18 protein-coding genes, 2 tRNA genes and 2 pseudogenes are annotated in these 26,117 nt (G+C 34.9%); 12 read left to right on the forward strand and 10 right to left on the reverse strand.

The genetic code is table 11. The features are described 5' to 3' along the window. Positions 1-110 precede the first annotated feature (110 nt). From folE to O9A_RS04565, 8 genes and pseudogenes are all read left to right on the forward strand, one after another. A complete protein-coding gene (folE, locus tag O9A_RS04530) occupies positions 111-731 on the forward strand; it encodes a GTP cyclohydrolase I FolE (protein WP_034459217.1) in 621 nt (206 codons plus the stop codon). 133 nt (positions 732-864) lie between these two features. Next, positions 865-949: transfer RNA gene (locus O9A_RS04535), tRNA-Leu, on the forward strand. Positions 950-2,323: 1,374 nt separating this feature from the next. Then, a complete protein-coding gene (locus O9A_RS08605; RefSeq protein WP_154656371.1) occupies positions 2,324-2,527 on the forward strand; it encodes a hypothetical protein in 204 nt (67 codons plus the stop codon). 31 nt (positions 2,528-2,558) lie between these two features. After that, a complete protein-coding gene (locus O9A_RS08610; protein ID WP_051665586.1) occupies positions 2,559-2,780 on the forward strand; it encodes a hypothetical protein in 222 nt (73 codons plus the stop codon). A gap of 240 nt (positions 2,781-3,020) precedes the next feature. Beyond that, on the forward strand, positions 3,021-3,383 hold the full coding sequence (locus O9A_RS04550) for a hypothetical protein (RefSeq protein ID WP_034459222.1): 363 nt from the start codon (positions 3,021-3,023) through the stop codon (positions 3,381-3,383). 770 nt (positions 3,384-4,153) lie between these two features. Next, a pseudogene (locus tag O9A_RS08355) lies at positions 4,154-4,502 on the forward strand (XRE family transcriptional regulator). Between the two features lie 221 nt (positions 4,503-4,723). Then, the gene (locus O9A_RS04560; RefSeq protein ID WP_034459224.1) at positions 4,724-5,908 is read left to right on the forward strand and encodes an alpha/beta hydrolase; all 1,185 of its coding nucleotides are present in this window, start codon (positions 4,724-4,726) and stop codon (positions 5,906-5,908) included. A gap of 140 nt (positions 5,909-6,048) precedes the next feature. Beyond that, a complete protein-coding gene (locus O9A_RS04565) occupies positions 6,049-6,543 on the forward strand; it encodes a hypothetical protein (RefSeq protein WP_034459226.1) in 495 nt (164 codons plus the stop codon). 2,888 nt (positions 6,544-9,431) lie between these two features. Here the strand turns inward: O9A_RS04565 and O9A_RS04585 are convergent. From O9A_RS04585 to O9A_RS04600, 4 genes are all read right to left on the reverse strand, one after another. Further along, a tRNA-Thr gene (locus O9A_RS04585) sits at positions 9,432-9,507 on the reverse strand. A gap of 211 nt (positions 9,508-9,718) precedes the next feature. Continuing rightward, entirely contained in the window at positions 9,719-11,068 is a 1,350-nt protein-coding gene (accC, locus tag O9A_RS04590; protein ID WP_034459228.1) for an acetyl-CoA carboxylase biotin carboxylase subunit, read from the reverse strand. A gap of 14 nt (positions 11,069-11,082) precedes the next feature. Next, positions 11,083-11,574: an acetyl-CoA carboxylase biotin carboxyl carrier protein gene (gene accB / locus O9A_RS04595; RefSeq protein WP_034459230.1), complete on the reverse strand. Its 492-nt coding sequence runs from the start codon at positions 11,572-11,574 to the stop codon at positions 11,083-11,085. A gap of 216 nt (positions 11,575-11,790) precedes the next feature. Further along, the gene (locus O9A_RS04600) at positions 11,791-12,648 is read right to left on the reverse strand and encodes a DsbA family protein (protein WP_034459233.1); all 858 of its coding nucleotides are present in this window, start codon (positions 12,646-12,648) and stop codon (positions 11,791-11,793) included. A 360-nt stretch (positions 12,649-13,008) separates the two neighbouring features. Between O9A_RS04600 and glpD the strand changes: the two genes are divergently transcribed. The 4 genes and pseudogenes from glpD to O9A_RS04615 all read left to right on the forward strand — a co-directional run bounded on the left by glpD (position 13,009) and on the right by O9A_RS04615 (position 17,450). Next, on the forward strand, positions 13,009-14,523 hold the full coding sequence (gene glpD, locus O9A_RS04605) for a glycerol-3-phosphate dehydrogenase (RefSeq protein ID WP_034459234.1): 1,515 nt from the start codon (positions 13,009-13,011) through the stop codon (positions 14,521-14,523). Positions 14,524-14,898: 375 nt separating this feature from the next. Further along, on the forward strand, positions 14,899-15,879 hold the full coding sequence (dusA, locus tag O9A_RS04610) for a tRNA dihydrouridine(20/20a) synthase DusA (protein WP_034459236.1): 981 nt from the start codon (positions 14,899-14,901) through the stop codon (positions 15,877-15,879). A gap of 231 nt (positions 15,880-16,110) precedes the next feature. Next, a complete protein-coding gene (locus tag O9A_RS08670) occupies positions 16,111-16,185 on the forward strand; it encodes an Lrp/AsnC ligand binding domain-containing protein (protein WP_425348746.1) in 75 nt (24 codons plus the stop codon). A 259-nt stretch (positions 16,186-16,444) separates the two neighbouring features. Continuing rightward, positions 16,445-17,450, forward strand: a pseudogene (locus O9A_RS04615) (nicotinate-nucleotide--dimethylbenzimidazole phosphoribosyltransferase). A gap of 34 nt (positions 17,451-17,484) precedes the next feature. On the opposite strand, the gene O9A_RS04620 reads toward O9A_RS04615, so the two are convergent. The 6 genes from O9A_RS04620 to topA all read right to left on the reverse strand — a co-directional run bounded on the left by O9A_RS04620 (position 17,485) and on the right by topA (position 26,071). Next, positions 17,485-17,976 (reverse strand): Lrp/AsnC family transcriptional regulator, encoded by a 492-nt coding sequence (locus O9A_RS04620; RefSeq protein ID WP_034459238.1) that lies wholly within the window; start codon positions 17,974-17,976, stop codon positions 17,485-17,487. A gap of 7 nt (positions 17,977-17,983) precedes the next feature. Next, positions 17,984-18,631: a uracil-DNA glycosylase family protein gene (locus O9A_RS04625; RefSeq protein WP_034459240.1), complete on the reverse strand. Its 648-nt coding sequence runs from the start codon at positions 18,629-18,631 to the stop codon at positions 17,984-17,986. 45 nt (positions 18,632-18,676) lie between these two features. Then, positions 18,677-19,240, reverse strand: a complete 564-nt coding sequence (locus tag O9A_RS04630; RefSeq protein ID WP_034459241.1) for a thermonuclease family protein — start codon at positions 19,238-19,240, stop codon at positions 18,677-18,679. Between the two features lie 367 nt (positions 19,241-19,607). Then, positions 19,608-19,775, reverse strand: coding sequence for a 50S ribosomal protein L33 (gene rpmG, locus O9A_RS04635; protein ID WP_034459244.1), 168 nt, complete (start codon positions 19,773-19,775; stop codon positions 19,608-19,610). 1,451 nt (positions 19,776-21,226) lie between these two features. Next, positions 21,227-23,506: a ribonuclease R gene (gene rnr, locus O9A_RS04640; protein ID WP_034459246.1), complete on the reverse strand. Its 2,280-nt coding sequence runs from the start codon at positions 23,504-23,506 to the stop codon at positions 21,227-21,229. Between the two features lie 3 nt (positions 23,507-23,509). Beyond that, the gene (gene topA / locus O9A_RS04645; protein WP_034459248.1) at positions 23,510-26,071 is read right to left on the reverse strand and encodes a type I DNA topoisomerase; all 2,562 of its coding nucleotides are present in this window, start codon (positions 26,069-26,071) and stop codon (positions 23,510-23,512) included. Between the last annotated feature and the right edge of the window lie 46 nt (positions 26,072-26,117).

A 26,117-nucleotide genomic window follows, 5' to 3' on the forward strand; every position in this document is an offset into this window, starting at 1 on the left:
ATTTCGAAAGCCGTGATTGTTTAAGCTTTTAATTCGATTATATAGAGATTATACAGGATGAAATGGATATGGAGCAAACGCTTTGTATATGGTAGCCTTGGAGTTTTTAAATGCACAATATTAAAGTAGGTACTAAAAACCTTTTTTTATCTGGTAGGAAGCGCCCTCCTTTTGAAGAAGTGGAAGCGGCGATTCGTACATTTCTGTTATGGATAGGGGAAAATCCAAATCGAGAAGGGCTTTTGGAGACTCCAGAGCGGGTTGCTAAGACATATCGTGATCTTTTTACCGGGTATGACGAATCGGTTGAAGAAATCTTGGGCACGATTTTCGAAGAGGTTTCAGGCTACAATCAACCGGTAATCGTAAAAGATATCTCTTTTTATTCACATTGTGAACATCATATGATTCCAATTGTTGGTAAAGCTCATATCGCTTATCTTCCTGATACAAAGGTTGTTGGTCTTTCAAAAATTGCACGGGTGGTAAATGTTTTTTCGCGTCGGTTACAGACACAAGAAGCTATGACAGCTCAAATAGCTAATGCTTTGGAAACACATCTAAGACCTCGTGGTGTTGCAGTGTTGATTGAGGCTGAACACATGTGTATGGCTATGAGAGGAGTACAAAAGCAAGGAGCTAAAACGATAACGACAAGTTTTCATGGCTCTTATGAAAAGGATCAAGTTGCACAGGCTCATTTTATGATGATGGTGCGTAGATCATCTTAAAACCTGTTGTTCTCGTAATTTAGATTTGCTTATAATTAGTTCGGATAAAAATCATCAAAAAGTAAAAATGGACTTGTACCTTTCTGTGTGATTTGTTAAATCCCAAAAGATAGATATTTTGGCTTCACCATGTGCGGTCGTGGCGGAAGTGGTAGACGCGCAGCGTTGAGGTCGCTGTGGGGCAGCCCGTGGAAGTTCGAGTCTTCTCGACCGCACCATTTTTTTTCTTTCCTTAGGATTTTCTGTGATATCATCTGATAGTATTGTGAATGGTTTGCATTATTTCTTTATTTTATACGTTTCATAAGATTAGAGACGCCCTTATGATATGCATTTTTAGTCTCATAAATTATAACCTTTTACAAAATGCCTTTGTTATTTCATTTTACACTTCATAGTTTAAATAACATTAGGCAACTGTTTTCATAACCAAGGCTTTCAATTTGTATTTTGCTGTTTCTATGCATTCTCTGTAGTTCTTGCATCATTTTTTATAAAATATGATGTGTGATACACATTCTTAAAAAAAACTTAATGGGATTTTGTCAATTCTCCTAACAGACAATTTTTATCGTTTTAGTGTGTGATTAAAACTGTGTCTTTATGAGGGATATATCAAATTTAAAACTTTTCAAAAGACAGTTTGTAATATGAGAAATGCCATCAATAAGTATTATGGCTATGAGTTTTGAGGGTACCATAATGTAAAGAAATTTAGTTCTTTCTTAAAGGATCTTTTGAAAAGCTATCATTTTAGGTTACGATATAATCTATAATCTTAAAGGCAATCGAAAAAAACCAATTTTATTAAATATGGGATGTCTTTAAAATCTTAAAGAACTTCATAAGAGTTTTCAAAATTTCAAATCCTCTCTTATTAGAGTATCGCATGATAAACTGTTCCTTTTAAGATTCTATGTTTCAACTTAACAAGATGAGGAGCTTATAGATTGTCGTTTAAACTAATACACAAAAAAGCTTTGAAACAATTTTCATGGATCAGCAAGGTTGCCAACCGTCTCGACAACTTAGCAATTGGTATCATTAACAAGTCTCCTCTTTTTATAGGCCTTAGCACATTGATTCTTCATCACCCATTCAAGAGTGGTGCTAACGTTTACAATATAGTTATAACTTTAAAGAAGGATATCTGCCATGATGATATTGTGTTTGTAGATAACTTTAGACCTATCCTTTGTTTTACTGGTTTTAGAAAGTTTGATTTTTATCATGCGATAGAGTAAATTTATTATATTTTGTGGATTAAGTGAGTATTTTAAGGATTATATTCTTTTCTTTATGATAAAAGTAATTTTCCACATTACGCCTTAAATAAATGGCATGCAGTGCGTAAAATTGCAGTTTGGCGGAGCGCTTTAAAATCTTCAATGGCGGGGGAGGGAAGATATGGTTTGTGCAACTGTTAAAGTGGGTAAGTGTGAGGCAGTTTATGCTCTTTACTTACTTAAAAGAATTTATTTCACCAGAATAATAAAAAATTGTTACACGATTGACAGTTTTTCCCACAGTGAGAGGAAAGCTGTTCATTAAGGTGGTTTTCTTGACAAGAATTTGATTGCCAATTTGCCAATTTGCGTACGGCGCTTTCTGGAACCCTTGGTAAGATGTTAACTGAAGAAATCGATTCCGCTAAGGCAGAAGGGAAAATTGACATCGTCACTCTGATTGTTGCCCATGTGGGTTTTGGTTGTCTGGTGGGTGCCACTGTCACCAGTAATTGTAAAGCCCGTGCTGTCGGGGAAGCGACAGAAATGCTGCAAAATGCTGCAATATAAACTGTGAGTAAAAGGCATTGTGCAAGAGGAGATGGGAGCCCTGGATTGGCACACACCAACTTCGGAAGAGCAAGCGTGGATCACCGCAAAAATTGATGCGCAGTTTGTTGATTTTAAAGAGCACACCATTGATATGGCGCGCATTGCGGGAGGGAGGCAGCTCTTGCTGGTGATGATGTCAATATCGGCGCTGATGTTGCAGGCAGTGCTGCGGAGAATAACTACTTCGGAAGTGTCCAACAAATTCAGATGAAAAAATAGTTAGAGGAGTGTTCTGACTATTTGTATTAAACAAAAGTTTTTGCGAAATGGTTTGCGATTAATAGCTGGCAAAAGCCAATTCTGAACGAGCAGAATAAAGTGTGAGAGAAATTATGTAAGAAATATCTGCGGCTTCGCAAGTAGTAAGAGAAGCAGAGCAGATAGCAACAGAGACGAAGCAAGTAGCAGCAACAGTGGTAGTGATCTCTCATGAAGCGAGAAGAATACACCAATGACAGCAGCGAACACGGCAAGAGATGCCAAGGAGATGGCAGAGGCAGCAAGAAGTGTTTTGGAACAGGCAAAATCAGTTACAGAGGAAGTAAAGGGGACTACCGAATCCGCTAAAGGATTAGCGGAAAGAACGACAACAGCGGTTAGTAAAACTTCTAAATCAGTGGATGAATCCAAGGTTGTGAAAACCACTGCAGAAATAGCAAAATTATCCTTAGAAGCAAAGAGCTTTGTGGCACAGTTGAAGAGTGTTTCTGAAGATGCCAAGACAATAGAGACGAAAGGGAGTCAGTCATCCGCAACAGCCCTCACAACTTTCACACAAGCGAATACATTAGCTTCCAGAACGATGACTCAATGAACAGATAAGTAGCGGACAAGACGAAGGAAAACAGAGCTAAGTCTATCAGAAGAGACAAAGAAAAGCAAGCGTGTTTGTGATGAAAACAAACAAGCGCAAAAAAGATAGCAGAAAGTGCGCGACAAGAAGCGAGTGTGGCAAAGGAAGGAGTTCAGAGTATAAAAGATACCACTACTTCACGAGACTACTAACAGAAAATTCTAAAGGAAATATTATGAGTGTAAAAAGTGAGTTTGTAGCAGATAAAGTAAATATAAATCTAAAGTATTCATGTTGAAAATAATAAGATATCTAATGAGGTAACGCGTGAATCTTTTTACAAAGCGGACAGAAATGAAGACATTTTTTATGCTAAAAATATTGCTGATTTATTTAAGCAACTGGACATCTAAATATGTGTTCAGTGAGCTATTCAGGAAAGTTTAAAAAGGATGTAAGACGAGCAAAAAAGCGTGGAAAAAATATACAAAAGCTTACAGAAGCTATGCAATTTTTGATTAATAAAAAAATTGCCTGCTGTATTAAATGATCATGCATTATAAGAAAACTGGAAGCCTCGTAGAGATCTTTATATAGAACCAGAGATTGGTTATTAGTTTATATAGTTAACAAAGAGCGAGTATCCATTTTGATAGGACAGGTGCAAGCTCGAACTTATTTAGATAAGAAAAAACATTATAGCGCGATTCGTAATCATTGCAGAGAAGAAACTGGAAAATTCTGATAGAATCAGAACGAATATCTGTTCTCGGTTAAGAGGTTCTATACAGATGCTTACACCATTTGGTAAAATTGTGTGTAAACTTCGTATTGATCATTCTGAATGCTTAGTTAGATATGGCTGAGAAATTAGACGTGTCTGCGGCATTTTTGTCTTCTGTAGAGATTGGTAAAAATCTGTATCTGTTGGCATGGAAGAAGAGAGGAGCTGTACACTTTAGATCAAGAAGCGGCATGCTTTTTAAGAAAAGAAGCAGATGCTTGCCGCAAGAGTTTTACAGTAAAATCTTCTGATTCTTTTAGTTGTGAAATTGTTGGTATGTTTGTTGGACTTTGCATAGTTGCCCACAACAGGATTTACTAGACTTAAAAAAGTTGATAGAAAGAGTTAGCGGTTAAGGAATTCGTCAAAATGCATTTCGATTGCACCATTTTGTGTTTTCAGTTGCTGCTGCAGACGAATAAGGGGGAAGTATAGTACGTATTAGAGAAGGACTTTTATGGCGTATTATTTATTGTATTTCTGGTAATAGTTTCATTTCAAGTCCGTGAAGGTATTGTCTGTTTAGCTGTAAATTTGAAATGTTGATTCTTTATAAGAAGAACAGGTTGGAGTTGCGGTGAGAATTAAAATATTTTTAAAGTATTTAAAACTTTTTATTTGCGTTTCTTTATTAACAGCATGTAGTACATCGCGGGCAGTGCTTTGGCATGGGATCCATGCAACACCATCTATGATTGCAGTACAAAGGGAGGTTGAAAGTAGATCAGTACCCCCAAAAGCTATTGTTCCAGTGTATGTTGCAACAAGTCGTATGATGCAGAACAACTATTCTCAGCCTTATGGGGCAGAACGATCAAATAAAGTACACTATAATCGTGTGGATATAGGAATCCCTCAACAACACGTGAAAGGGATTGTCGAAACAAACGCGTATAAGCCTACTCATGATAAGTATTTTGCAGCAGTAGCGTTGCAAAAATATGATAATAAAGAACAGTTTAAACGGCAATTAAATGTGGCTTTAGAAAAAAAACCAAGAGGAAAAAGAGAAATTTTCCTTTTTATTCATGGTTATAATAATAATTTTGCAGATGGCACATTTCGTACAGCTCAGTTTACATACGATTATTCCTTAAATGTGGTTACTGTGCACTATTCGTGGCCCTCTGCAGGATCAGTTCCTCTTTATATTTATGACCGTGATAGCGCTAATTTTGCACGTGATGGACTGATAGAGCTCTTAACACTTATCAGCGAAACTAAAGCTGATCAGATTTCAGTTATTGCACATTCTATGGGCAATTTTGTTATAATGGAAGCATTTAGAACTCTAGCATTGCAAAGAAAATATAAACCTATCCAACGTATTACAAGTTTTTTAATGGCAGCGCCAGACATTGATATTGATGTGTTTGAACGTCAACTTAATGATATTAAGAAATTACCTCAGCCAACAGCTATTTTGGTATCTCGTGCAGATAAAGCTCTCGCTGTTTCTGGACGTCTTACGGGTGGACATCATCGTGTGGGGGATGGTTCGGATATTGAAATGTTGCGTAAAAATGGAATAGCTGTTCTTGATTTTTCTAATGTTGATGGAGGAGCACATAATGTATTTGCTTCTTCTCCAACGTTGATGGCTCTTGCTCGAGAAGGGTCTTTGGCTTCAACAATTATGCAGGGTACAGAATTATCGCCCAGTCAAGCGCTTCTTGCTGATAGTAGTAGTGTGTTAGAAAAAACAACGCACCTTATCCTTTATACACCTTTACGTCTTTTATCCCCACTAGCTCGACGGTAAGTGCAAAAAGAATGAGGACTTCCCCTAAAATATAAATAACATTGGGAACAATATTTTTTAGCACTTTCTTTAGAATGGTTTTGTAGAGTTAAAACTGAATAGTGGGATGATATAAAAAACCATTGATTAGGTAAGTTCAAATGGTTGCACAAAAATGCTATGCCAGTACGCCTACATTAGTTGATTACTTATCTCATTCCGCAGTTAATTTGTTAGGTATTCATGCAATACTTTTAAAGATGAGAGAAAAGGCTATGGGGGGAGAATCAAATTTATTACGCCAAATTGATTCTACAAAAAAACAGTTAAATGAGCTAAGTTGTGCTCTTATTTTAGAATACCGCAAACGCCAAGAAAATGAGCGTTTTCTAAAGCAAATTTTGCTATCAATTTCTGATCAACTTTTCTCACTTAATAATGATTTCAAAGAAACTGGACGCCTTTTCTTTCAGGAGATTAGAATGCTTCAATCTCAGATGCAGTGTTTTTACGAGGGTAAGGAAAGGCAGTATTTATTAAGTGAACAAGAGTCTTCTTATTCTCCATCAAAAATTGATGAAGTTATTAAGCAGTTACAAAAAGCAAGAGAAAAACTTATTATTGAAAGTCCGCATCTCTTTGAAAAAGATTGTTAAAGCGAAAAACAAAAAATTTTCTGAATCAAGCACGTTGATAAAAATATTTTTAGCTTAGTAGAAAATAGTGCAGCTAGATTGCAGTTGTTTTTCTCTTTTTTACAGTTCTTTACAATATCAGCTGATAGAGTATTTCAGGTGCGATTCCAACGGTAGAAAATATATTTAAACATGCTGTTCAATTTACTGAAGAATATCTGACGGTTTTAAAGAAAATGAGAGGCAGCAGAGTTACGCATTAGTTTACAAGATTTGGCTCTCCTTAATACAGGTTCTAAAAAATTAAAAATGATAAAACTGGACATCTTGTCATAATAAAAACTACAATCGTAATGCTTGTTTCGTATGTATAGACCGTCTCATCAATATAACATATAGCTTTGATACAGAAGAAAAAGTGGCTGTAGTTATCTTCAAATCTTCGCTCTCGGCACTTTTTTCACTGCTCATCGTGATATTTTTCTTTGATTACCCCAATATATAGCTCTCAAAGAAGTAGAAGAGATTTATACAGTCTTTGGTGCTGAAGTCGATGGAAAAACTGAAATAGATTTGTGCAGATATTCTTGAGTGGACTTATAGCCAAAATGTAAATCAAATCATCTATGATTATGCTGCTTTGCTTACAAACAAACTTGATTTTGTGGTGAGTTATCTTATTGCTCTTATTCTAATTAGGTCGTTGAAAAGCTCAAATTTTATAGGAAGAGTTTTAGGGAAAAAACTTCTTAGGCTTTATGGAAGGCATCATGAAATACAAAACTGACAATGTTCTTACTTTCGTTTGGTGTTATTGAACAGGTTTACTCACAAAACGTTCTGACTTTGTCCGTTGATCCCCAAGCACTATCCATTCCTAAAACTGCACTTGTTGATGTACATAGGGAGGGGGCGGATGAAAAACAGATGATAATAATGATAAATTGACTATGGAGAATGCAACAGCACTTTTGAAAAGACTAGGCTGGTTGGTTAACAAGATCGATGGAGATAATCATATGGCAAGCTATCAATTGGTTGACCGTGAAGTATAAATTCTTTATAATAGTGGAATTACTCACAATTTCTTGCAATGTGATAACGATTTTTAAATTAGTATTGATATTTTTACAGCTGCTTGTGAAATAACTTATCCTACGCTGAATATTTATCCGATTAAAAGCTTAATTTTGAGGTAAAAGGTTTAGAAATATTTGAAGAAGAAGTGGAAGAAGATCGTTTAAAACAAGCGCGTGATGAGGCTTTATAATAGGCAGTCGAAAAGATTAATCTTGTGCAAGAACTATACTTTACTTCATATTAGTGTACTGGCTTTATTGGGTGATGTTGAGACCTTTCAATTTTGTTACAACGGTTTTGCAAGTGGGGGGTATCGACACAACGTCCAACAGATTCTTTTTTAAAGCGCACTGGCTTTAGACAAAGAAGTGACAAAATCTAGCTAACTCAGCTATGCATTGAGAAAGGGGCAAAGAGTCTTCCAACCAATTAGAGCGCTGCAGTGAAAAGTTTCTGCACTCTTTAAAAAAACTTAAGTTTATTCAAAAAAAATCCGTGATTATTTTGTTTAAACTAAGGGGATTATAGATCATGAAATGGATGAAGAAAAGAAAGCACGACTCGATTGGGCTTTTTGAATTTAAATGTAAAAGGGTTTATCAGGAAGATAAGCTTTTGGAGCCCAAAACAATTTCTTCTTGAAAGGAAAAAGGACAACTTAGTGCAAGTACAAATGTTGAGAGAATAACGTCAGAAAAATCCTCTACTGGTATTAATTGCAGGTCTATAATGTTGTATCTTTTATAACACAAGAACAAAATTGTCCTTTAGCAGAGATTTTCCACTCATTCTATCAAGAAAAGAGCTCTTTTTATTCCTATTAATCCAAATCTAATTCCATTGGATATCACTAAATAAGTATTTGATAAGTAGAAATGTTAATAAACAAAGACCTTCTGTAATTTGTGGAGAATAATTTGTAGACAATTTCACGTTATCTGATGTTACAACAATTTGTTGATGTACATAGTCATGTTATCAATTTTTGTACTGCGGATAATACGGTTGATGATATAAGGATTAAAAAAGTTGAGGAAATTCTTGGTCTGCAATTCATATCGCTCTACAAGAGTTTTTTGAAAGATTATGGAGTAGAAGAAATTGACTTTAAGAAATATCCAGCATTTACGAGATCTGCGTGGGTATTCCTTTTGGTTATATTGTTTACCGAAACTTACTCGATTTATAAAGCCAAATCAACTTTTTCTCTGTACAATTGATTTTGGTGATATATTTTACTTTGATTATTCTCAATTTCAAGATGGCAAATGCTCATTCTATCTTAAGTGTTCCTCTGGAGGTTTCCAGTATTATGCAAGTAATTTTTATGAATTCCTTTATAAAATGAGAGAATAATCTTTTTATAGCAGTTTTGCTTTTAAAGTGTAATGCTAAACTGCCATTCTTTCCTCAATAGTGGGTAAATAAGATTGCTCTCTTAATAGAAAGACAGACCAAGTCTATTATTACAAAAACGCTAAACTCAGAAAAACCAGAACGTCAGGTTTGTGAAAATGCAAAATAGCAACAAAATTACTGGAAAACAATCTTTAAATACAGGTGAAACCTCTGAAACCATATTTATCAAAAAAATTCTGTCTTTATGGTTGACTGAGATAAAAATAACAAAGTTGTCTCTTTAACAGATTAATACGCTATGAAAGTAGAAATAGAGAAAACAACGGCACATTGATAAACAGAAAACCGGTATGCTTTTAGTATTAACCAACAGATTCAATCATGCAACAAAAAGGAGATGGACTGGTAAATTAAAAAATTACCAAAATATCTAATTTATTGATGATAGTTTATTTTTTTAAAAGATAAAATGGTGCCCCCAGAGAGACTCGAACTCCCGACCCCCTGATTACAAATCAGGTGCTCTACCAACTGAGCTATAAGGGCATAAACGTATAGGAGTTAACACAAACTCTTAAAAAGGAAAATAGAAAATTATTAGTTTTTGTACATATTTTTTTAAAAAAAACTTATATCATAAATTATAAAATAATCAGCTTCTCTATTTTCTTACTATTGTTTACAGCAATGTTGTATATTATTTCCATGTTGACGTTTTATAGAAGCGCTGATGAAAGTACACCATTTTGTTATTGAATTATGAAGCTAATTGGCTAGAAAGATATTTTTCTAGCCAATGGATATTATAATTACCATCTGCAATATCTTGATTGTTAATAAGATCGCGAAAAAGAGGTAATGTGGTTTTTATTCCATCAACTACAAATTCATCTAAAGCACGCTGTAAACGCATCATGCATTCTAAACGGGTACGTCCATGAACAATAAGCTTTCCAATCATGCTATCGTAATAAGGAGGGACACAGTAACCTGAATAAGCACCTGAATCGACCCGTATTCCTAAGCCTCCAGGTGTATGAAAATGTGTAATGGTTCCTGGTGATGGGGTAAAGTTAATAGGATCTTCCGCATTAATACGACATTCAATAGCATGACCAGAGAAACAAATATCCTCTTGTACAACCGAAAGTCTACAGCCTGATGCAATATGAATTTGTTCATGGACTAAATCTATGCCTGTAATTGCTTCAGTTACAGGATGTTCAACTTGTAAACGCGTATTCATTTCAATAAAGTAAAATTCACCATTTTCATAAAGAAACTCAATAGTACCCGCTCCACGATATCCTAGTTGTGCACAAGCGTTTGCGACAATATCACCAATTTTTTTTCGTTCAATTTCATTAAGTGCAGGTGAAGTTGCTTCTTCCCATATTTTTTGATGACGTCGTTGAAGTGAACAATCGCGTTCCCCTAAATGGATAGCATTCCCAGCTCCATCACCTATAACTTGAATTTCAATATGGCGTGGCTTTTCCAGATATTTTTCGATATAAACTGCATCATCACCAAAAGCCGCTGCTGCTTCTGAACGGGTTGTTTCAAGAGCTATAGCGAACTCTTGTTCAGAGTGGACCACTTTCATACCGCGTCCGCCACCGCCGGCAGAAGCTTTAATAATAACTGGATAACCAATTTTATGAGCCGTACGCAGAGCTTCTGCTTCTTCAGTGATCGCTCCATCTGAACCAGGGACTACAGGAATTCCAAGTTTTTTAACGGTTTTTTTTGCTTCAATTTTATCTCCCATGATGCGAATATGCGCAGCCGTTGGGCCGATGAATGTAATCTTATGGGCTTCTAGAACATCTGCAAATTTTGCATTCTCAGAAAGAAAGCCATAGCCCGGATGAACTGCATCAGCACCTGTGATCTCACAGGCAGCAATAATTTGTTGAATACTTAAATAAGAATCGCGAACTGAGGGAGGGCCAATACAGACACTTTCGTCAGCAAGACGAACATGCATTGCATTAGCGTCAGCAGTTGAGTGAACGGCTACGGTTTTTATTCCAAGTTCTTTGCAGGCTCTCAGAACACGAAGAGCAATTTCTCCCCGATTAGCAATGAGGATTTTTCGAATCATAGCTACTTCTCACCTTATTCAACAACAATAAGCGGTTCACCAAACTCAACGGGTTGGCCATCTTTAACAAAAATAGTGGTTACTTTGCCTGAACGTGGTGAGGGAATTTGATTCATTGTTTTCATCGCTTCAATAATAAGTAGAGTTTGTCCTTCAGAAACATTTTGCCCTATCTCTACAAAAGATTGTGCACCTGGTGAAGGTGCAAGATAGGCTGTACCAACCATTGGAGATGTGATTGCATTTTTTGATTTGTCTTCTGGTGTAGGAGTTCCAATTGTTGGTATTGGGGGAGAAGCCACAGAAACAGTAGGAGTAGAAACAGGAGCATAGATTGTTTGTTCGGGAACAGCTGTGATATTTTGACGTGATACACAAATACGCAGTCCGCCCTGTTCAAGCTCAATATTGGTTAAATTGGTATCATTCAAAATTTCAGCAAGGTCGCGGATAATTTTCGTATCAATTGCGGTCTGTTTTACAGCGTCCATTTTTTTTGTTGCCATTTTATTTCTAACTCCTTGATCAATGAAGATCGTCATTATTTAATTATTATGACTGAATACTTAGACTACAGATGACCTTTTTTGAGGATTCTATATAATTTAAAACCAGTGTTTGCTATGCGAAATTGCACTTATAAGCTTGTTGTTAAAAAAGAGAAAGCATAAAATCACCTAATTTAGAGTATTTTAAAAGATAACGAAGTAAAGAAAGAACGTTCATTGCATATTTTCTATGGCTTCTTTGAGAATTTCTTCACTCATAGCTCCGATGAGTAATTTATCACCGATGATGTAAGAAGGTGTTCCCGTAATATTCAGTGTAGAAGCAATTTGAATATTTTTTTTAAAGGCGTTTTGCAGGTTAGGATCTTTTATTGCATTGCGCAGTTTTTTTTCATCTGCTCCTAATGAAACCGCTATTTTTATAGCTCTGATTTCGTTTGCACGACTCCGATGTGCTAAAAGCTCTTTGTAAAACTGAGGATATTTCTCTGGAAATTGTTTTCGAAAAGCATAAGCAACAATATGTGCTGCCATAGAATCAGATCCCAAAATTGGTAAATCTTTCATAATAACCCGTAGATCTGGATATTCTTTCATTAAGTTTTCTATGTATGAGTAAGAAATTTTACAATATCCACAATTGTAATCAAAAAAATCAACCAGCACTCTTTTACCATTTGGATTTCCCAAAACAGCATCATGAGGAGATTGAAAAATCTGCTTTTTCAATGAGTTGATAACGGAAGCCTGTTTTTTGGCATTTTGTGCACTTTGCTCTTCTAGCTTTTCCTGAAGAATAAGCTGCATTTCAATCATAATTTCTGGATTAGTGAGTAAATAATCTCTTACAACCTTTTGAATACCGTGATCATCAATACGTGATATAATTTTTTCTCTAAGTTTAGATAAAAAGTTAGAATCTTCAAGAAGTTGTATTTTAAGATTTTCTAGTGTTTTTTCGCTTAATTTTGCGTTTGAAAAAGAAGGTGAACAGAGCAAAATACTCAATATAATTGTTATTGAAAATTTTGCAATGAGCTCCGTTTTTAGGTGTTGAGGTTGAGAGATCATCTATATGGCTTCACATTTCTTTTGTGACATTTTCAGACTATATGAAAAATATTGCCTATGTGCAACAAAGCATTTAACTACAGTGGAGATTTAATCGGTTATAAAAAAGACAGTAATTTTTTTCTGTAAGAAGATGTTGTGTAATGCATGTTTTGCAATGATTATGTTTTTGAAGAGCTGAAGCTTTTTCTTTTTTATCAGATGTTGTTTTCATCTTTAGATGATATCAAGGATATTTTTTGCATATTGATTGTGAAAAGAAGTACGTTAACAATTTGATTGAGAGTATTTGTATTGACTTTTTTTTGTTGTTTTATTGAGTACAGTGGAACAAACTAAATTGAATGATGAAAAAAAATTATGGAAACCGTAGCGCATTATGACCTTTTTATTATTGGTGGAGGGATAAACGGATGTGGCTTAGCAAGGGACGCAGCGGGACGCGGATTTAAAGTGGGATTGGCTGAAATGAATGATCTTGCATCCGGCACATCAAGTGCATCGACAAAGCTCATTCATGGTGGTCTTCGTTATCTTGAACATTATGAATTCCGGCTTGTTCGTGAAGCACTGAAAGAACGCGAGATCATTTGGCGTATGGCTCCGCATATTGTACGTCCTTTGCGTTTTCTTCTCCCTTATCATAAAAAATTACGCCCTGCTTGGATATTGCGTTTTGGACTTTTTATTTATGATTATCTCGGTAACTGGAATCAGAAATTGTGGCCTAGTAAAACGGTTAACTTTTCAAAGAATTTTTGCTCTACACTTAAGCAAGAATATCATAAAGGTTTTGAATATTCTGATGCAAGAGTAGATGATGCTCGTTTAGTGATTGCAAATGCTCGTGATGCAGAAAAGTGGGGAGCTGTAATAAAAGTGCGAACGGAAGTTCTGTCTTTAAAAAGTGAAGAAAAAAAATGGGTTGTGATTCTTCGAAATAAATTAAGCGGTAAAGAGTTTTGCATTACGGCTTCTTATGTTGCAAATATGACAGGTCCTTGGATTAATCATATTTTGACAAATGTATTAGACTGTAAAGAAAATCCACCAGTACGGCTTGTCAGAGGTTCTCATATTCTAGTTCCAAAGCTTTATGCTCATGATCGTGCTTATATTTTTCAAAACGGGGATGGGCGTATTCTGTTTTCCATTCCGTATCAGGAAGAGTTTACATTGCTTGGAACCACAGATTGTGAATATCAGGGTGATCCTGCTGATGTTCATATTACCGATACAGAGATTGACTATATCTGTACAGCAGCGAGTGAATATTTTTTACAACCGGTATTGCGTGAGAGCATTGTCTGGACTTACTCTGGTGTCCGTCCTCTCTATGACGATGGTACTTCAAAAGCACAAGAAATCACGCGTGATTATGTTTTAAAAGAAATGGGTACAGAAAGTACACCACGGATTCTTAATCTTTATGGTGGTAAGATTACAACTTATCGCAAATTAGCTGAAGATGCGATGAAATTTGTTGAAAAAGCGCTTGGCAAAAAGGGAAAACCGTGGACGGCCAACTCAACGCTTCCTGGAGGCGATTTTCCACATAACAAGCTAGATACAATCGAAAATAAAATTGCTCTTTTAGTACCAGGTTTAGATGCTTTTACATATCGCAGACTTGCAAGGTCTTATGGTTGCGAGGCGTTGAGGATATTTGCAAATGGTAAAGCAGATAAGGGAAAGAATTTTGGACATGGACTTTATGAAATAGAAGTAAAGTGGCTCATAGAAAAGGAATGGGCTAAGACGTGTGAAGATGTGTTATGGCGCCGCTCAAAACTTGGACTTCTGTTTAACAAAAAAGAGATTGATGCTCTGACTGCTTATATGCAAAGAACAAAAGACAATGAACAAAATTTATGATCACGTAGCTTTTAGAGAGTTTATTGAGCTTTATTTTTGCATTTGTTTACACATTAAATTAAAAAGCGCTGAAGGAGAATAAATTATTATGATGTTAATCGTGGGGCGCTTTAGTCTATTTTTATCAAATTAAAAATATCTTAGAATAATGAGCTAAATAATAAAAAGATAGGATGAGAGTGGAGATAAATACCATTCAGAGAGGTTTTTTGTCGTTTTTAAGAAGATTTTAGATCAATTAAAAAGGATAATTGGGGAGAGCATTTTTTCACCTTCAATTGATAGCAAAAAAATAATAAAATTTTCTGCAAGATAAAAAAAATCAGATATTAATTATAAATGGGAACTCTTAAGAAAGAGAGGAGGGATGCTCCTATGATATTTTACAGTTCTCCCTCACCAATAAAATTTGCAATAGCACCAATGTTGGGATGGACAGATCGGCATTGCAGATTTTTTTACCGCCTTTTAACTAAAAAGGCACTTCTTTATACAGAAATGATTGTAGCTGATGCTGTAATCCATGGTATTCGTGAACAACTTTTGACTTTGAATCATAAAGAACATCCAATTGCATTGCAATTAGGGGGCTCAGATCCACAAAAATTAGCAGAGGCTGCGCGAATTGCAGAAGATTTTGGTTATGATGAGATAAATCTCAATGTTGGTTGTCCATCAAATCGCGTTCAATCTGGCGCATTTGGTGCTTGTTTGATGTTATATCCTGGCATTGTGGCAAGTGCTGTGGAAGCAATAAAACAAGTGGTTACACTCTCTGTAACTGTCAAATGTCGAGTTGGGGTGAACGATCAGGATGAAGAGTTAGCTTTAGATCTTTTAGCTAATAAAGTTTGGAATTCTGGATGTGATGCACTCTGGGTACATGCACGTAAAGCATGGTTAAAAGGATTGAGTCCAAAGGAAAATCGCGATATTCCTCCACTTAATTATGAAAGAGTTTATAAATTAAAACGAAAATATTATAATAAATTTATTGGAATAAATGGTGGAATTAAATCAATTGATGAAATAAAAAAGCATTTGAGTATATGTGATGCTGCTATGGTTGGCCGACAAGTCTATCATAATCCAGCTTTATTAAAGTATATTGATTCTGAAATATATGGTGAACAGCAAAATGATCTTAGCGATGGTGATCTCATTGAGGCCATGTGTGAATATGCTGCTCAACATATTGCATCAGGGGGGCAGCTTTCTCATGTAACACGTCATATGATTGGTTTATTTCATGGTCAGAATGGTGCACGTCGATGGAGGCAAATATTATCAAATAATGCAAGAGGAAAAGATTCAAGCGTCTACGTTTTGAAAGAAGCTTTTTCTGCTATCATGTAACACAACATTTTTATCAGATAAACAGATATCAAAGCTTAAATTTTAAAGTTTTTCTTCCAGACTTGTGAATTTCAGAAAGCCAATCCCTTTGTTGTGGAGAGAACTCTAATGCCAGTCTCAACTGAAAGAGAAAGCTGCTTACCCTTCACTTTTTTTGTTTCGATTCGTGCAAATATACACAGCCAAGAATAGTTTAAGTGCTTTTCAAAAATTGCGTAAAGATTTCATTAAGTGATTGAATTTTATCGAATAAGTGGAGATATTGACTATTTATTGCGTATTGTTGTTCCTAACATTGAAACTTAGGACCCTTTTTTATAATAAATATATGCTGATCAATGTTAACTTAATATAGAAATAGGCTGAAGCCCTCATATAAAAATAAGTTTATACATTAAATATTGTTCATCTGTAGATCAATAAAAACAGTTATTTAGTACAAAAAAAAATCGTTAATAATTATCTAACATGCTTAAAAGACTTTAAAAAAACAAATTATTCATATCCTGTTTATATGACAAGATTTTAAATTACATATTATAAATTTGAAAAGATATCTTTCTTCATGACTGTTAGTCCATTTGATGATTTTCATGCTTTTCTCACAAATTTATCAAGTGCTGATAAATTTTTTATGATTTTAGCAAAAAAACGGCAAAAAAATTAACAAAGGAGCAATGAGTATTAAAAAAATTAGGAGAAATAGCGGTTTGATATACCGGATAGAGAGGTGCAGAGAAATCTATCGTAACACAGCCTTTAAAGGCTATTGTTTTTGGGAATCATAGCTTTATCGAGGAGAATGTTACATCATTTTTGCAATTTATAACACAAAAGATGGTACAAAATTTCGCGGTTGGTGGCGTTACTATTAGTCAAATTTGTATAGCTTATGATTTTGGATTGAAGATATTTGATCTAGCAATGGAATATATCCAACAATGAATATTACCAAAGATGCAGCAATGGATGAGCGCAGTGCTTTTACTACAATGACATTTGGAATGGAAGCCATCGCTAGTGAAACAGATCTTTTGTGTATTGGTGAAATGGGAGTTGGCAATACGAAAATAGCTTCAGTTTTTATGTTTAGCATTGTTTGACGGAGAAGTGGAGGAATGGACAGCGAGCAGCATAGGAATTAAGGAGAAATTTTATTAGCGAAAAATAGCTGCAGTGGGAACCGCTGTTTCTTTACATAAGCATCGTTTTAATGACCTTATTTGAAATAATGCGTTGTCTAGGAGGACATGAAATTGCCGCGATCGTAGGTGTCATTTTGTTACTAGAATGGAAAAGATACCGGTTATTTTGGATGGTTTTGTAGCAATTGGAGTAGCACTTTATGAAATGAATCCAAAAGCTCTTGATCATACCCTTGTTGGGCACGTTTCTTCTAAGTCAGCACATTACAGGTTTTTAGAAAAAATTGACAAAGAATCGCTCTTAGATCTATAGATGTGTGTCTTGGCGAAGGAACAGGTGCGGCTATGGCAGTTGCTATCGTCAAGGCTATTGTTTTAACCCACGCTCAAATGGCAGTGTGCGAACAAGAACATTTGACCGTTTAAGAATGATAGCGATTTTATCAGCATCAAAAAATCTTTAAAAATTTTTTTCACTTGTTTTGTCGTGCAATTTTATATAATTGAGTGGTAGTTCCGTGGTGTATTTAATTTGTTCTATCGCGAAAAAAGATGAAACATCACGGATATCGATTTTAGCAATTAATTTTTTGTAAAAAAGATCGTAAGCTTCAATGTTAGGAACGACGATACGCAATAAATAGTCAATATTTCCACTCATTCGATAAAATTCAATCACTTCACGAAATTCTTGCACAATTTTTGAAAAGCGCTTAAACCATTCATGACTGTGTGTGTTCGTACGAATAGAAACAAAAACAGTGATGTGTGCATTTACTTTTTCTGGAGAAAGGACAGCAACACGACGTTGAATAACACCATCTTCTTCAAGTTTTTGAATTCTACGCCAACAAGAAGTGGTAGAAAGTCCTACTTTTTTAGCGATATCAGCGACAGAGAGTGTCGCATTTTCTTGCAAAAGATGTAAAATTTTTCGATCAAGACGATCCATATTTTTCTCAATATTCAGTTTGTAAAAATTTACGCACTAAACTGCGTAGGGACATAATAAGCTCATCATTAAACCATGGATTTTTTTGTAACCAAGAAGTATTTCGCCATGATGGATGGGGTAAAGGCATCACATTATAGCCTCGAGGTTGACGTATGGAAAGAATGTTTTTCCAATCATTAACGGTTGCTGAGACAGTTTTATGTTTTAGCTTTGTAATATGCCACTTTTGTGCATAACTTCCAATAGCAAGAACAAGTTTTATTTGTGGCATAGCTTGAAATACCTTTTCATGCCATATTTCTTGACATTCACGTCTTGGTGGTAAATCAGATTTTTTTTGATCATAGCCTGGAAAACAAAATCCCATAGGAACAATAGCAAAGAGAGATCTATTATAAAATTCATTCCTTGTTACATTGAGCCAATTACGTAATCTTTCGCCAGAACGATCATTAAAAGGAATAGAATTTTCATGGACACGTAGCCCTGGTGCTTGTCCTGCAATTGCAATCAAAGCCGTATTGGATAAATAAACTACGGGTTTTGGTTCATGCGGAAGAGGAGGAAGATAACGGGGATATTTGGTACAAACACGACAGGAATAAATTTTTTTTTCAAGTTTGATAATTTGATTATATGGTTGTTTTTTCATTGGTAAATAAGAAATTAAAGAATATTATATGGGGAAATATATTCTTTATTCTACTCGAGGATGCGCTTTTCGCCATTTTCTCGGGTATTGAAAATCTGATTGCCATATTCCTTTTCTTTTCTTTCTGGCTTCTTGTTCTTCTTGAGGGTAGTCATAATAACTTACAGCCCAACCATCCTGTACCATCGTTGCGTTGATGTTACTGACTTGCTTTGTTTTACATGTCGCAAGAATGCGGCCATATTTATCCTTTTTATACCAATGACATATAACAGGCTGATTTGCTATGAGTTGCTCTAAGTGTTTTTTTGCTTCAAGTCCGCATGCATAGGGTACTTTTTCGGTACCACAAAATTGTTTTATCTCAGGAGCGTCAATTCCTGCAAGTCGGATCATAACAGAGGAAATCATAAATGAATCGCCATCAATGATTAACGCATTTCCTTCGATAGATTCTTTGGAAACTAAAGAGGTCTTCTGAGGGTATGTTTTAGTATACTCAATGTAAACTATCACAATGATGAAAATACTAACAGCAATAAAAATGCTGGAACTCATAATCTTTAGGTTGAAACCACTTAGGCCAAAATAAGAACTTTTTTTTCTCATGAGACAAAAAACTATGGTTATAAAACGTTTAATTTATAAAGGATTGACTTATAACGTCTTCAATAAAATTCGATTATTTTGATAAATAAACATATTACTCAAATTATAATGAAAAAATTCTACTATATTAAACATACTTCACTCTTAAATTACATAGCAAACCAAATTCAACACAACACCACAATGATACTGCTCAAAATACAGAAGAGCAATTAAAAAAATAAACCAACCTTATTTAAATTATATAAAGCTCTAAAATAAAAACAAATAAATACAATTCAAATCTCTATTTTTCCCCTTGATAAGCAGCATTTAAAACTGCAGTGCTTTCGATTGCAACAGTCACGAGAAAAATAATGTAAGTCAATTATTTAATTTTTGTTTCTTTAAATTCAACGTGCTTTTTTACAACTGGATCATATTTACGCTTGCTCATTTTATCTGTCATTGTACGACTGTTTTTCTTCGTTACATAGAAAAAACCAGTATTTGCAGTTGATAAAAGCTTGATCTTAATGGTTGCTGCTTTGGCCATAATTAAGAGTCCTATTTATACTGAAAACTATATAATTTTCCATTAAAGTCTATTTCTGATGCAAACAGATCTCCGATAACACTACGGATCTCGTCAAAAAAGTCAAGAGCTGATTAATTTTTTCATGTGTTGAATAAGCATCAAAATGATATATAAACTAAAAAAACAAGCCATTGTAGTTAAAAAAATTGGTTTCGAGATATTTCATGCTTTGAATAGTATTTGTCCTAATAAACATATTGATCTAATAGTAAAAAAATAAAAGCAGAAATGGTAAGAAAAAATTCTTCCTCGTTAAGGCATATTGCTCACGCTGTAAGCTCGATTCTACAAAGGTAAATAAAAATGTGAGTGAGGAGAAAAAGAGGAAAAATCAGAATCCATTGCTGTTTAAATATCATAGTATTAAAAGTTTTAAATTTCTTTTTTCTGGATTCTTGTAAAGTTAAAATACACATCTCATACAGAAATAGTACTGATCCTTTGTGTAATCGTTCATTACTGTTATGTATTAAGAGTAAATATTATCAAACAAAAATGTTGCTACAAAAATAAGATTACTTCATTTTTATTATATTCAATGGATTAAAGAGAGTTATTAACAGTGAATGCTCCCATTGACAACACTACAAAAATACTGCAATCGTTGAGATAGGAAAGAAAACGTAAGAATAAATAACACATATTAGCTATCTTTAAATTTGAGGATTAATTTTCAAAATACGAAAATTGTTATGATAGCAAACATAATAAAGATATATAGTAGAAAAGAGCTTTAAATTCTTGATTCCCACTTTTGCCAGCAGTATTGTACCTATCGCAAAGTATAATCGCTTCTATAAGAGTGTAAACACAAAGTAACAGACTGCATTTTTAAGTGATGCGCAATTGTTGAGTTAAAACTTTGATAAGATAAACAGGATTGTCATGGTAAAATGCAATATAAATTTTACAATAAAGCAAATTCATATTTCTTGAAAACTAGATACTAGAAAACTTAAAGAGCTAATAATGCAATAATTTCCGCAAAGAATTTTTTGAAACTCTAAAGTTTTTATTATAAGAATAGTTTAATTTTGTTTTTCTCATGAAGCTTATGAATAGCTAATTTAAAAGCTAAAAGAAAGTAAATTCCTCCATTGCAGATTTTCTAATTCCCTTAATATTCGAAATTATTTCAGATTTTTATAGGGTTGCTATTGATTAAAAATAAATATACGATCCCTTATGCTGAAGAGAGTTACTTGCATACTAAAAATAATATAATGAAATAAATTATATAGAACAGTTCAGTTTTTAAATTATAGTTATTTTATTATTTTATAATAATATTTTATTTAAAGTAATGGAACTAAAGATGTAATTATCTCCTATAATATTTTTTTATTATATTTTTATAGTATAATAAAAATTGTCACGATGATTTTCATTTTTACATATTTCCTTCATTTTTATCTGATATTATTTCTTTCATAAAAGTTACGCTTTCGTTTTTTTGCTATAAATTTGTTTTTATGATAATATGCAGATGAAAAAGCTATTGGACGAGGGTCTGTTAAAAGTTCAAAGCATAAAGCACCAGCAAAAGGCTGTACTTTTATAAGCTTCACTTCTACTATATCATTGAGTTGGTAGCCTTTATGACTACGCTTTCCTACCAGAGTATGTTGTACTTCATCGAAATAATAATAATCATTTTCAAGTGTAGAAATATGCACAAAACCATCTATATTGAGTGTATCAAGTGAGATAAAAAGACCTGTTTTTGTAACTCCAGAAATACGACCTGTAAAAGTACAACCGACTTTGTTGATTAAATAATGTGCGATAAGTCTATCAATAGTTTCTCTTTCAGCCACTATTGCTCGGCGTTCATAGAGAGAAATTTGTGTGGCGATTTCTGCAAGATTTTTTTCTTGTGTCTCTGTTAATTGATCATTCCCTAGCTTTAGAGCTTTAATGAGTGCTCGATGAATAATCAGATCAGCATAACGACGAATTGGTGATGTAAAATGTGTATACTTATGTAAGTTCAAACCAAAATGGCCGATATTTTGGGGGTTATATTCTGCTTGAGATTGTGTGCGCAAAATAACTTGATTGATCAATTCTTGTTGTTGGGTATTCACAACTTTTTTTAAAATTTTATTAAGGCGTGCTGATGTTAGTTCTGCACCCCGAGAGAGTGATAAACCCAAACTTTGAAGAAAACTCCGTAATATTTCTTGTTTTGCGAGAGAGGGCCTATCATGAATTCGATAGATGAAGGGCTGACGATATTCTTTTAATGTTTCAGATGCGGCAATGTTAGCTTGTATCATGAATTCTTCAATCAAACGGTGTGATTCTAGATGCGTTTGTATCTCAATATTTTTGATGCATCCATTTTGATCAAGAATAATTTTTTTTTCTGCTATTTCTAATTCTAGTGGTTGTCGACGATTCCGTGCGATTTTAAGGCATTCATAAGCTTGCCACAATGGTTGTAAGACGTTTTCGAAAAGAGGAGCCATTTTTTCATTTATATTTCCCTCAATTGCTGATTGTACTTCTTGATAAGAGAGGTTAGCTCTTATACACACCATAACGCGGTGAAAATTATGTTTTCGTTTGTTCCCGTTTGCATCAAAAATCATACGAACTGCTAAAGCGGGTCTTTCTTTTTCTTCACGTAGAGAACATAAATTATTAGAAATACGTTCTGGAAGCATTGGCACAACGGTATCGGGAAAATAAACGGAATTTCCTCGCTTTAATGCTTCTTTGTCTACAGCACTTCCTGTTTTGACATAGTAAGAAACATCCGCGATTGCGACAACAATAATCCAACCGCCACTATTTGCAGGATCTTTGTCCTTTGTTGCATAAACTGCATCATCATGATCTTTTGCGTCTGGTGGATCAATCGTAATGAGTGGCAATTGTCGCCAATCTTCACGATTTTCTATGTTGGCAGGTTTTACATTTTTCACTTGCTTAAGAACATCTTCAGGAAAAATATAAGGAATTCCCTTTGACAGAAGCGCAATCATTGAAAGTGTTTTTTCACTCTCAATGTGTCCTAAAACATTTTTTATTTGTGCACTCTTCAGCCCATACCGAGTATTTTTTTTAATTTCGACTTCAACGAGATCGCCAGTTTCTACATGAATTTCTGAAGATGTATCAATAATCAATTCACTCATTTTACGCTCGACAGGATCAAGACGCCATTGGCCATTTTCTAATTTTCGTGCAACGCCAAATGTGCTCTTTGGTGATAGATCAATTTTACGAACAATTTTTCCCGTATAAGGGGAGCTTTGAGGTGCTTTATTTCGAAAAATTTTTACAAGAATATGGTCTCCAATATCAACGTTTATTCCTTTTATATGGTGAAAAGGGAGTATTTTAATCTTTGGTTTTGGGCCATTTCCCCACTCAAGAGGTTGCGCAATAAAACTACCGTCTTCATCAGGTGCAGTAATTTTTAAAATAGCAACAGCTGGCAATAGTCCTTTATTTCTTGCCTTTTTACGCTCCTTTTGTTCTAAGCTCTGATGTTCCAGATCCCGCAATATATCTCGTAACCAGATACGAGAATCATTTTGTAAATTGAAAGCTTTTGCTATTTCACGTTTACTTGATCGACCAGGATTCTCATTAATAAAGGAGAGAATTTCTGCCTTATTAGGCAGCCTTTCCAAATTCAGCGGTTGGAAATATTTTGTTTGTTTTTCACCTTTAGCCAAAATTTATGTCTCTTTTGTTTTTATAGAAACTCTTTTTGAGTTTATTTTTTTACCAGATTCTTTAGCCGATATAAGTTCTAATGCTTCTGAAAGTGTCACATTAATCGGATCTTTATCTTTTGGCAATGTTGCGTTAATTTTGCCCCAATTAACATAGGGACCATAACGGCCATTGCGGACGGTGACAGTTCCCCCATCTGGGTGGGCTCCTAATATTGCCAGCGCTGCAGTTGTTGTTCTACTTCGCTTTGTTTTATTTTCTTGTTTTTCGGCAAGTACTGTAACAGCGCGATTTAGGCCAATATCAAAAACTTCATCTGCATTGAGAAGAGGAGAATATTTCCCATCATGCGTAAGGTAGGGGCCATACCGGCCAATTGTTGCGGTGATTATTTTTCCTGTTTCAGGATGAATACCAATTTCACGGGGTAATGATATTAAAGCCAAAGCTTTATCAAGAGTGATCTTTTCTGCTTGCCATTCTTTTGGTAACCCTGCACGCTTAGCTTCTTTTCTTTCACCAAGTTGAATATAGGGCCCAAAACGACCATTGCGAAGAGAGATATCTTTTCCTGTTTTAGGGTCGACTCCAAGCATAACGGGTTCATCATTCCGTATGGATTTGTTCTCTTCTCCTGGATCTGTGCCAAGTTGGCGTGTGTATTTGCATTCGGGATAATTAGAACAGCCAACAAATGCACCATAACGACCGAGTTTTAATGATAACTGGCCGTTTGTACATAGAGGACAGGAACGGACATCACTTCCATCTTCACGTACAGGAAAAGCAAGAGGTGCTAATGTTATATTTAAAACATCGAGAACATTTGTTATACGCAATTCTTGGATATTGGTAATAGAGGCATTAAATTCATCCCAAAAGTCTCGCAATACATCTTTCCAAGAAAGCTTTCCATCCGATATAAGATCTAGTTTTTCCTCAAGATCTGCCGTGAAACCGTATTCTACATAGCGATTAAAGAAATTTTCAAGAAAGGCTGTAACAATACGTCCTTTAACATTGGGAATAAGCTTTCGTTTATCAATTATGATATATCCACGATCAGACAATGTAGCCAATGTGGATGCATAAGTTGAAGGACGACCTATTCCTAACTCTTCAAGCTTTTTAATTAAGGAAGCTTCAGAATAACGGGAAGGGGGGGCAGTGGTATGTTGTATGGCGTCAACCTTGTCTTTTGTAAGTTCTTCATCAGTATTGATTTGCGGCAGATGTGTTGTTTCATTTTCTTCACTGTTTTCTTCATCTCGTTGATCTGTGTAAACAGAAATAAAGCCATCAAAACGAATAACAGAACCTGTTGCGCGTAGATTTGCGTGATTTTCCCCTTGTTGTGCTTCAATTTCAACAGTTGTACGTTCAATTTCAGCAGAACGCATCTGGCTTGCAATAGCGCGTTTCCATATCAGTTCATAGAGTTTTGCCTGATCGTTGTCGAGAAAATTCCGTACTTGATTAGGAGTACGTTGAAAATCGGTTGGACGGATGGCTTCATGTGCTTCCTGTGCATTTTTTGCTTTTGTTGAATAAAAACGTGGTTTTTCAGGAATATAATCACTGCCAAAAGATTCATGAATTACTTTTCGTGCTAAATCTATGGCTTCTTGTGCTATTTGTACACCATCAGTACGCATATAAGTAATCAGCCCAGCCATTTCACCATTAATTTCAACACCTTCATAGAGCTTTTGAGCAATTTGCATGGTACGAGAAGCTGAAAAACCCAGTTTTGAAGAAGCTGCTTGTTGTAAAGTAGATGTTGTAAACGGAGGAAAAGGATTTCTCTTTGTAGGCTTTGCTTCAACACTTAGTGTATAATATTTTGCCTTCTCCAACATAAGGCAAATTTGATCTGCTTGTTCTTGAGATTGAATGTCAAGTTTGCCAATCTTTTTTTGATTAAACATTGTTAATCTTGCTTGAAAACCGTCATTGCGGATGGTTTTCAAGTCTGTTGTAATAGACCAGTAATCCTCTTTGATAAAATGTTCTATTTCTGATTCACGATCACAAATAATACGCAGGGCAACCGATTGAACGCGACCAGCCGAACGTGCTCCGGGGAGTTTACGCCATAAAACAGGTGAAAGTGTAAAACCAACAAGATAATCGAGAGCACGACGTGCAAGATAAGCATCTACAAGTGATGTATCAATATCACGTGGATTATTCATCGCATCAAGCACAGATTTTTTTGTGATGGCATTGAAGACAACCCGTTTAACAGGTTTATCTTTTAAAACTTTTTTCTGACGAAGAACATCTAGAATATGCCATGAAATAGCTTCCCCTTCACGATCAGGGTCTGTCGCTAAGATAAGACTATCGGCTTCTTTAACTGCTTTTGCTATTTCATTTAAACGTTTAGCGGCAGCAGAATCTACATCCCATTTCATAGAAAAATCTTGATCGGGTATAACAGAGCCATCTTTTGCGGGTAAATCACGAACATGTCCAAATGATGCTACTACTTTATATTGAGACCCAAGATATTTATTAATTGTTTTTGCTTTTGCTGGAGATTCAACGATAACGATATTCATAATTTTACCCGAATGTTGAAATAAAAAACTTTTTTATAAACTTCTT

The sequence above is a fragment of the Bartonella koehlerae C-29 genome (assembly GCF_000706625.1).
GTDB classification, from domain to species: domain Bacteria; phylum Pseudomonadota; class Alphaproteobacteria; order Rhizobiales; family Rhizobiaceae; genus Bartonella; species Bartonella koehlerae.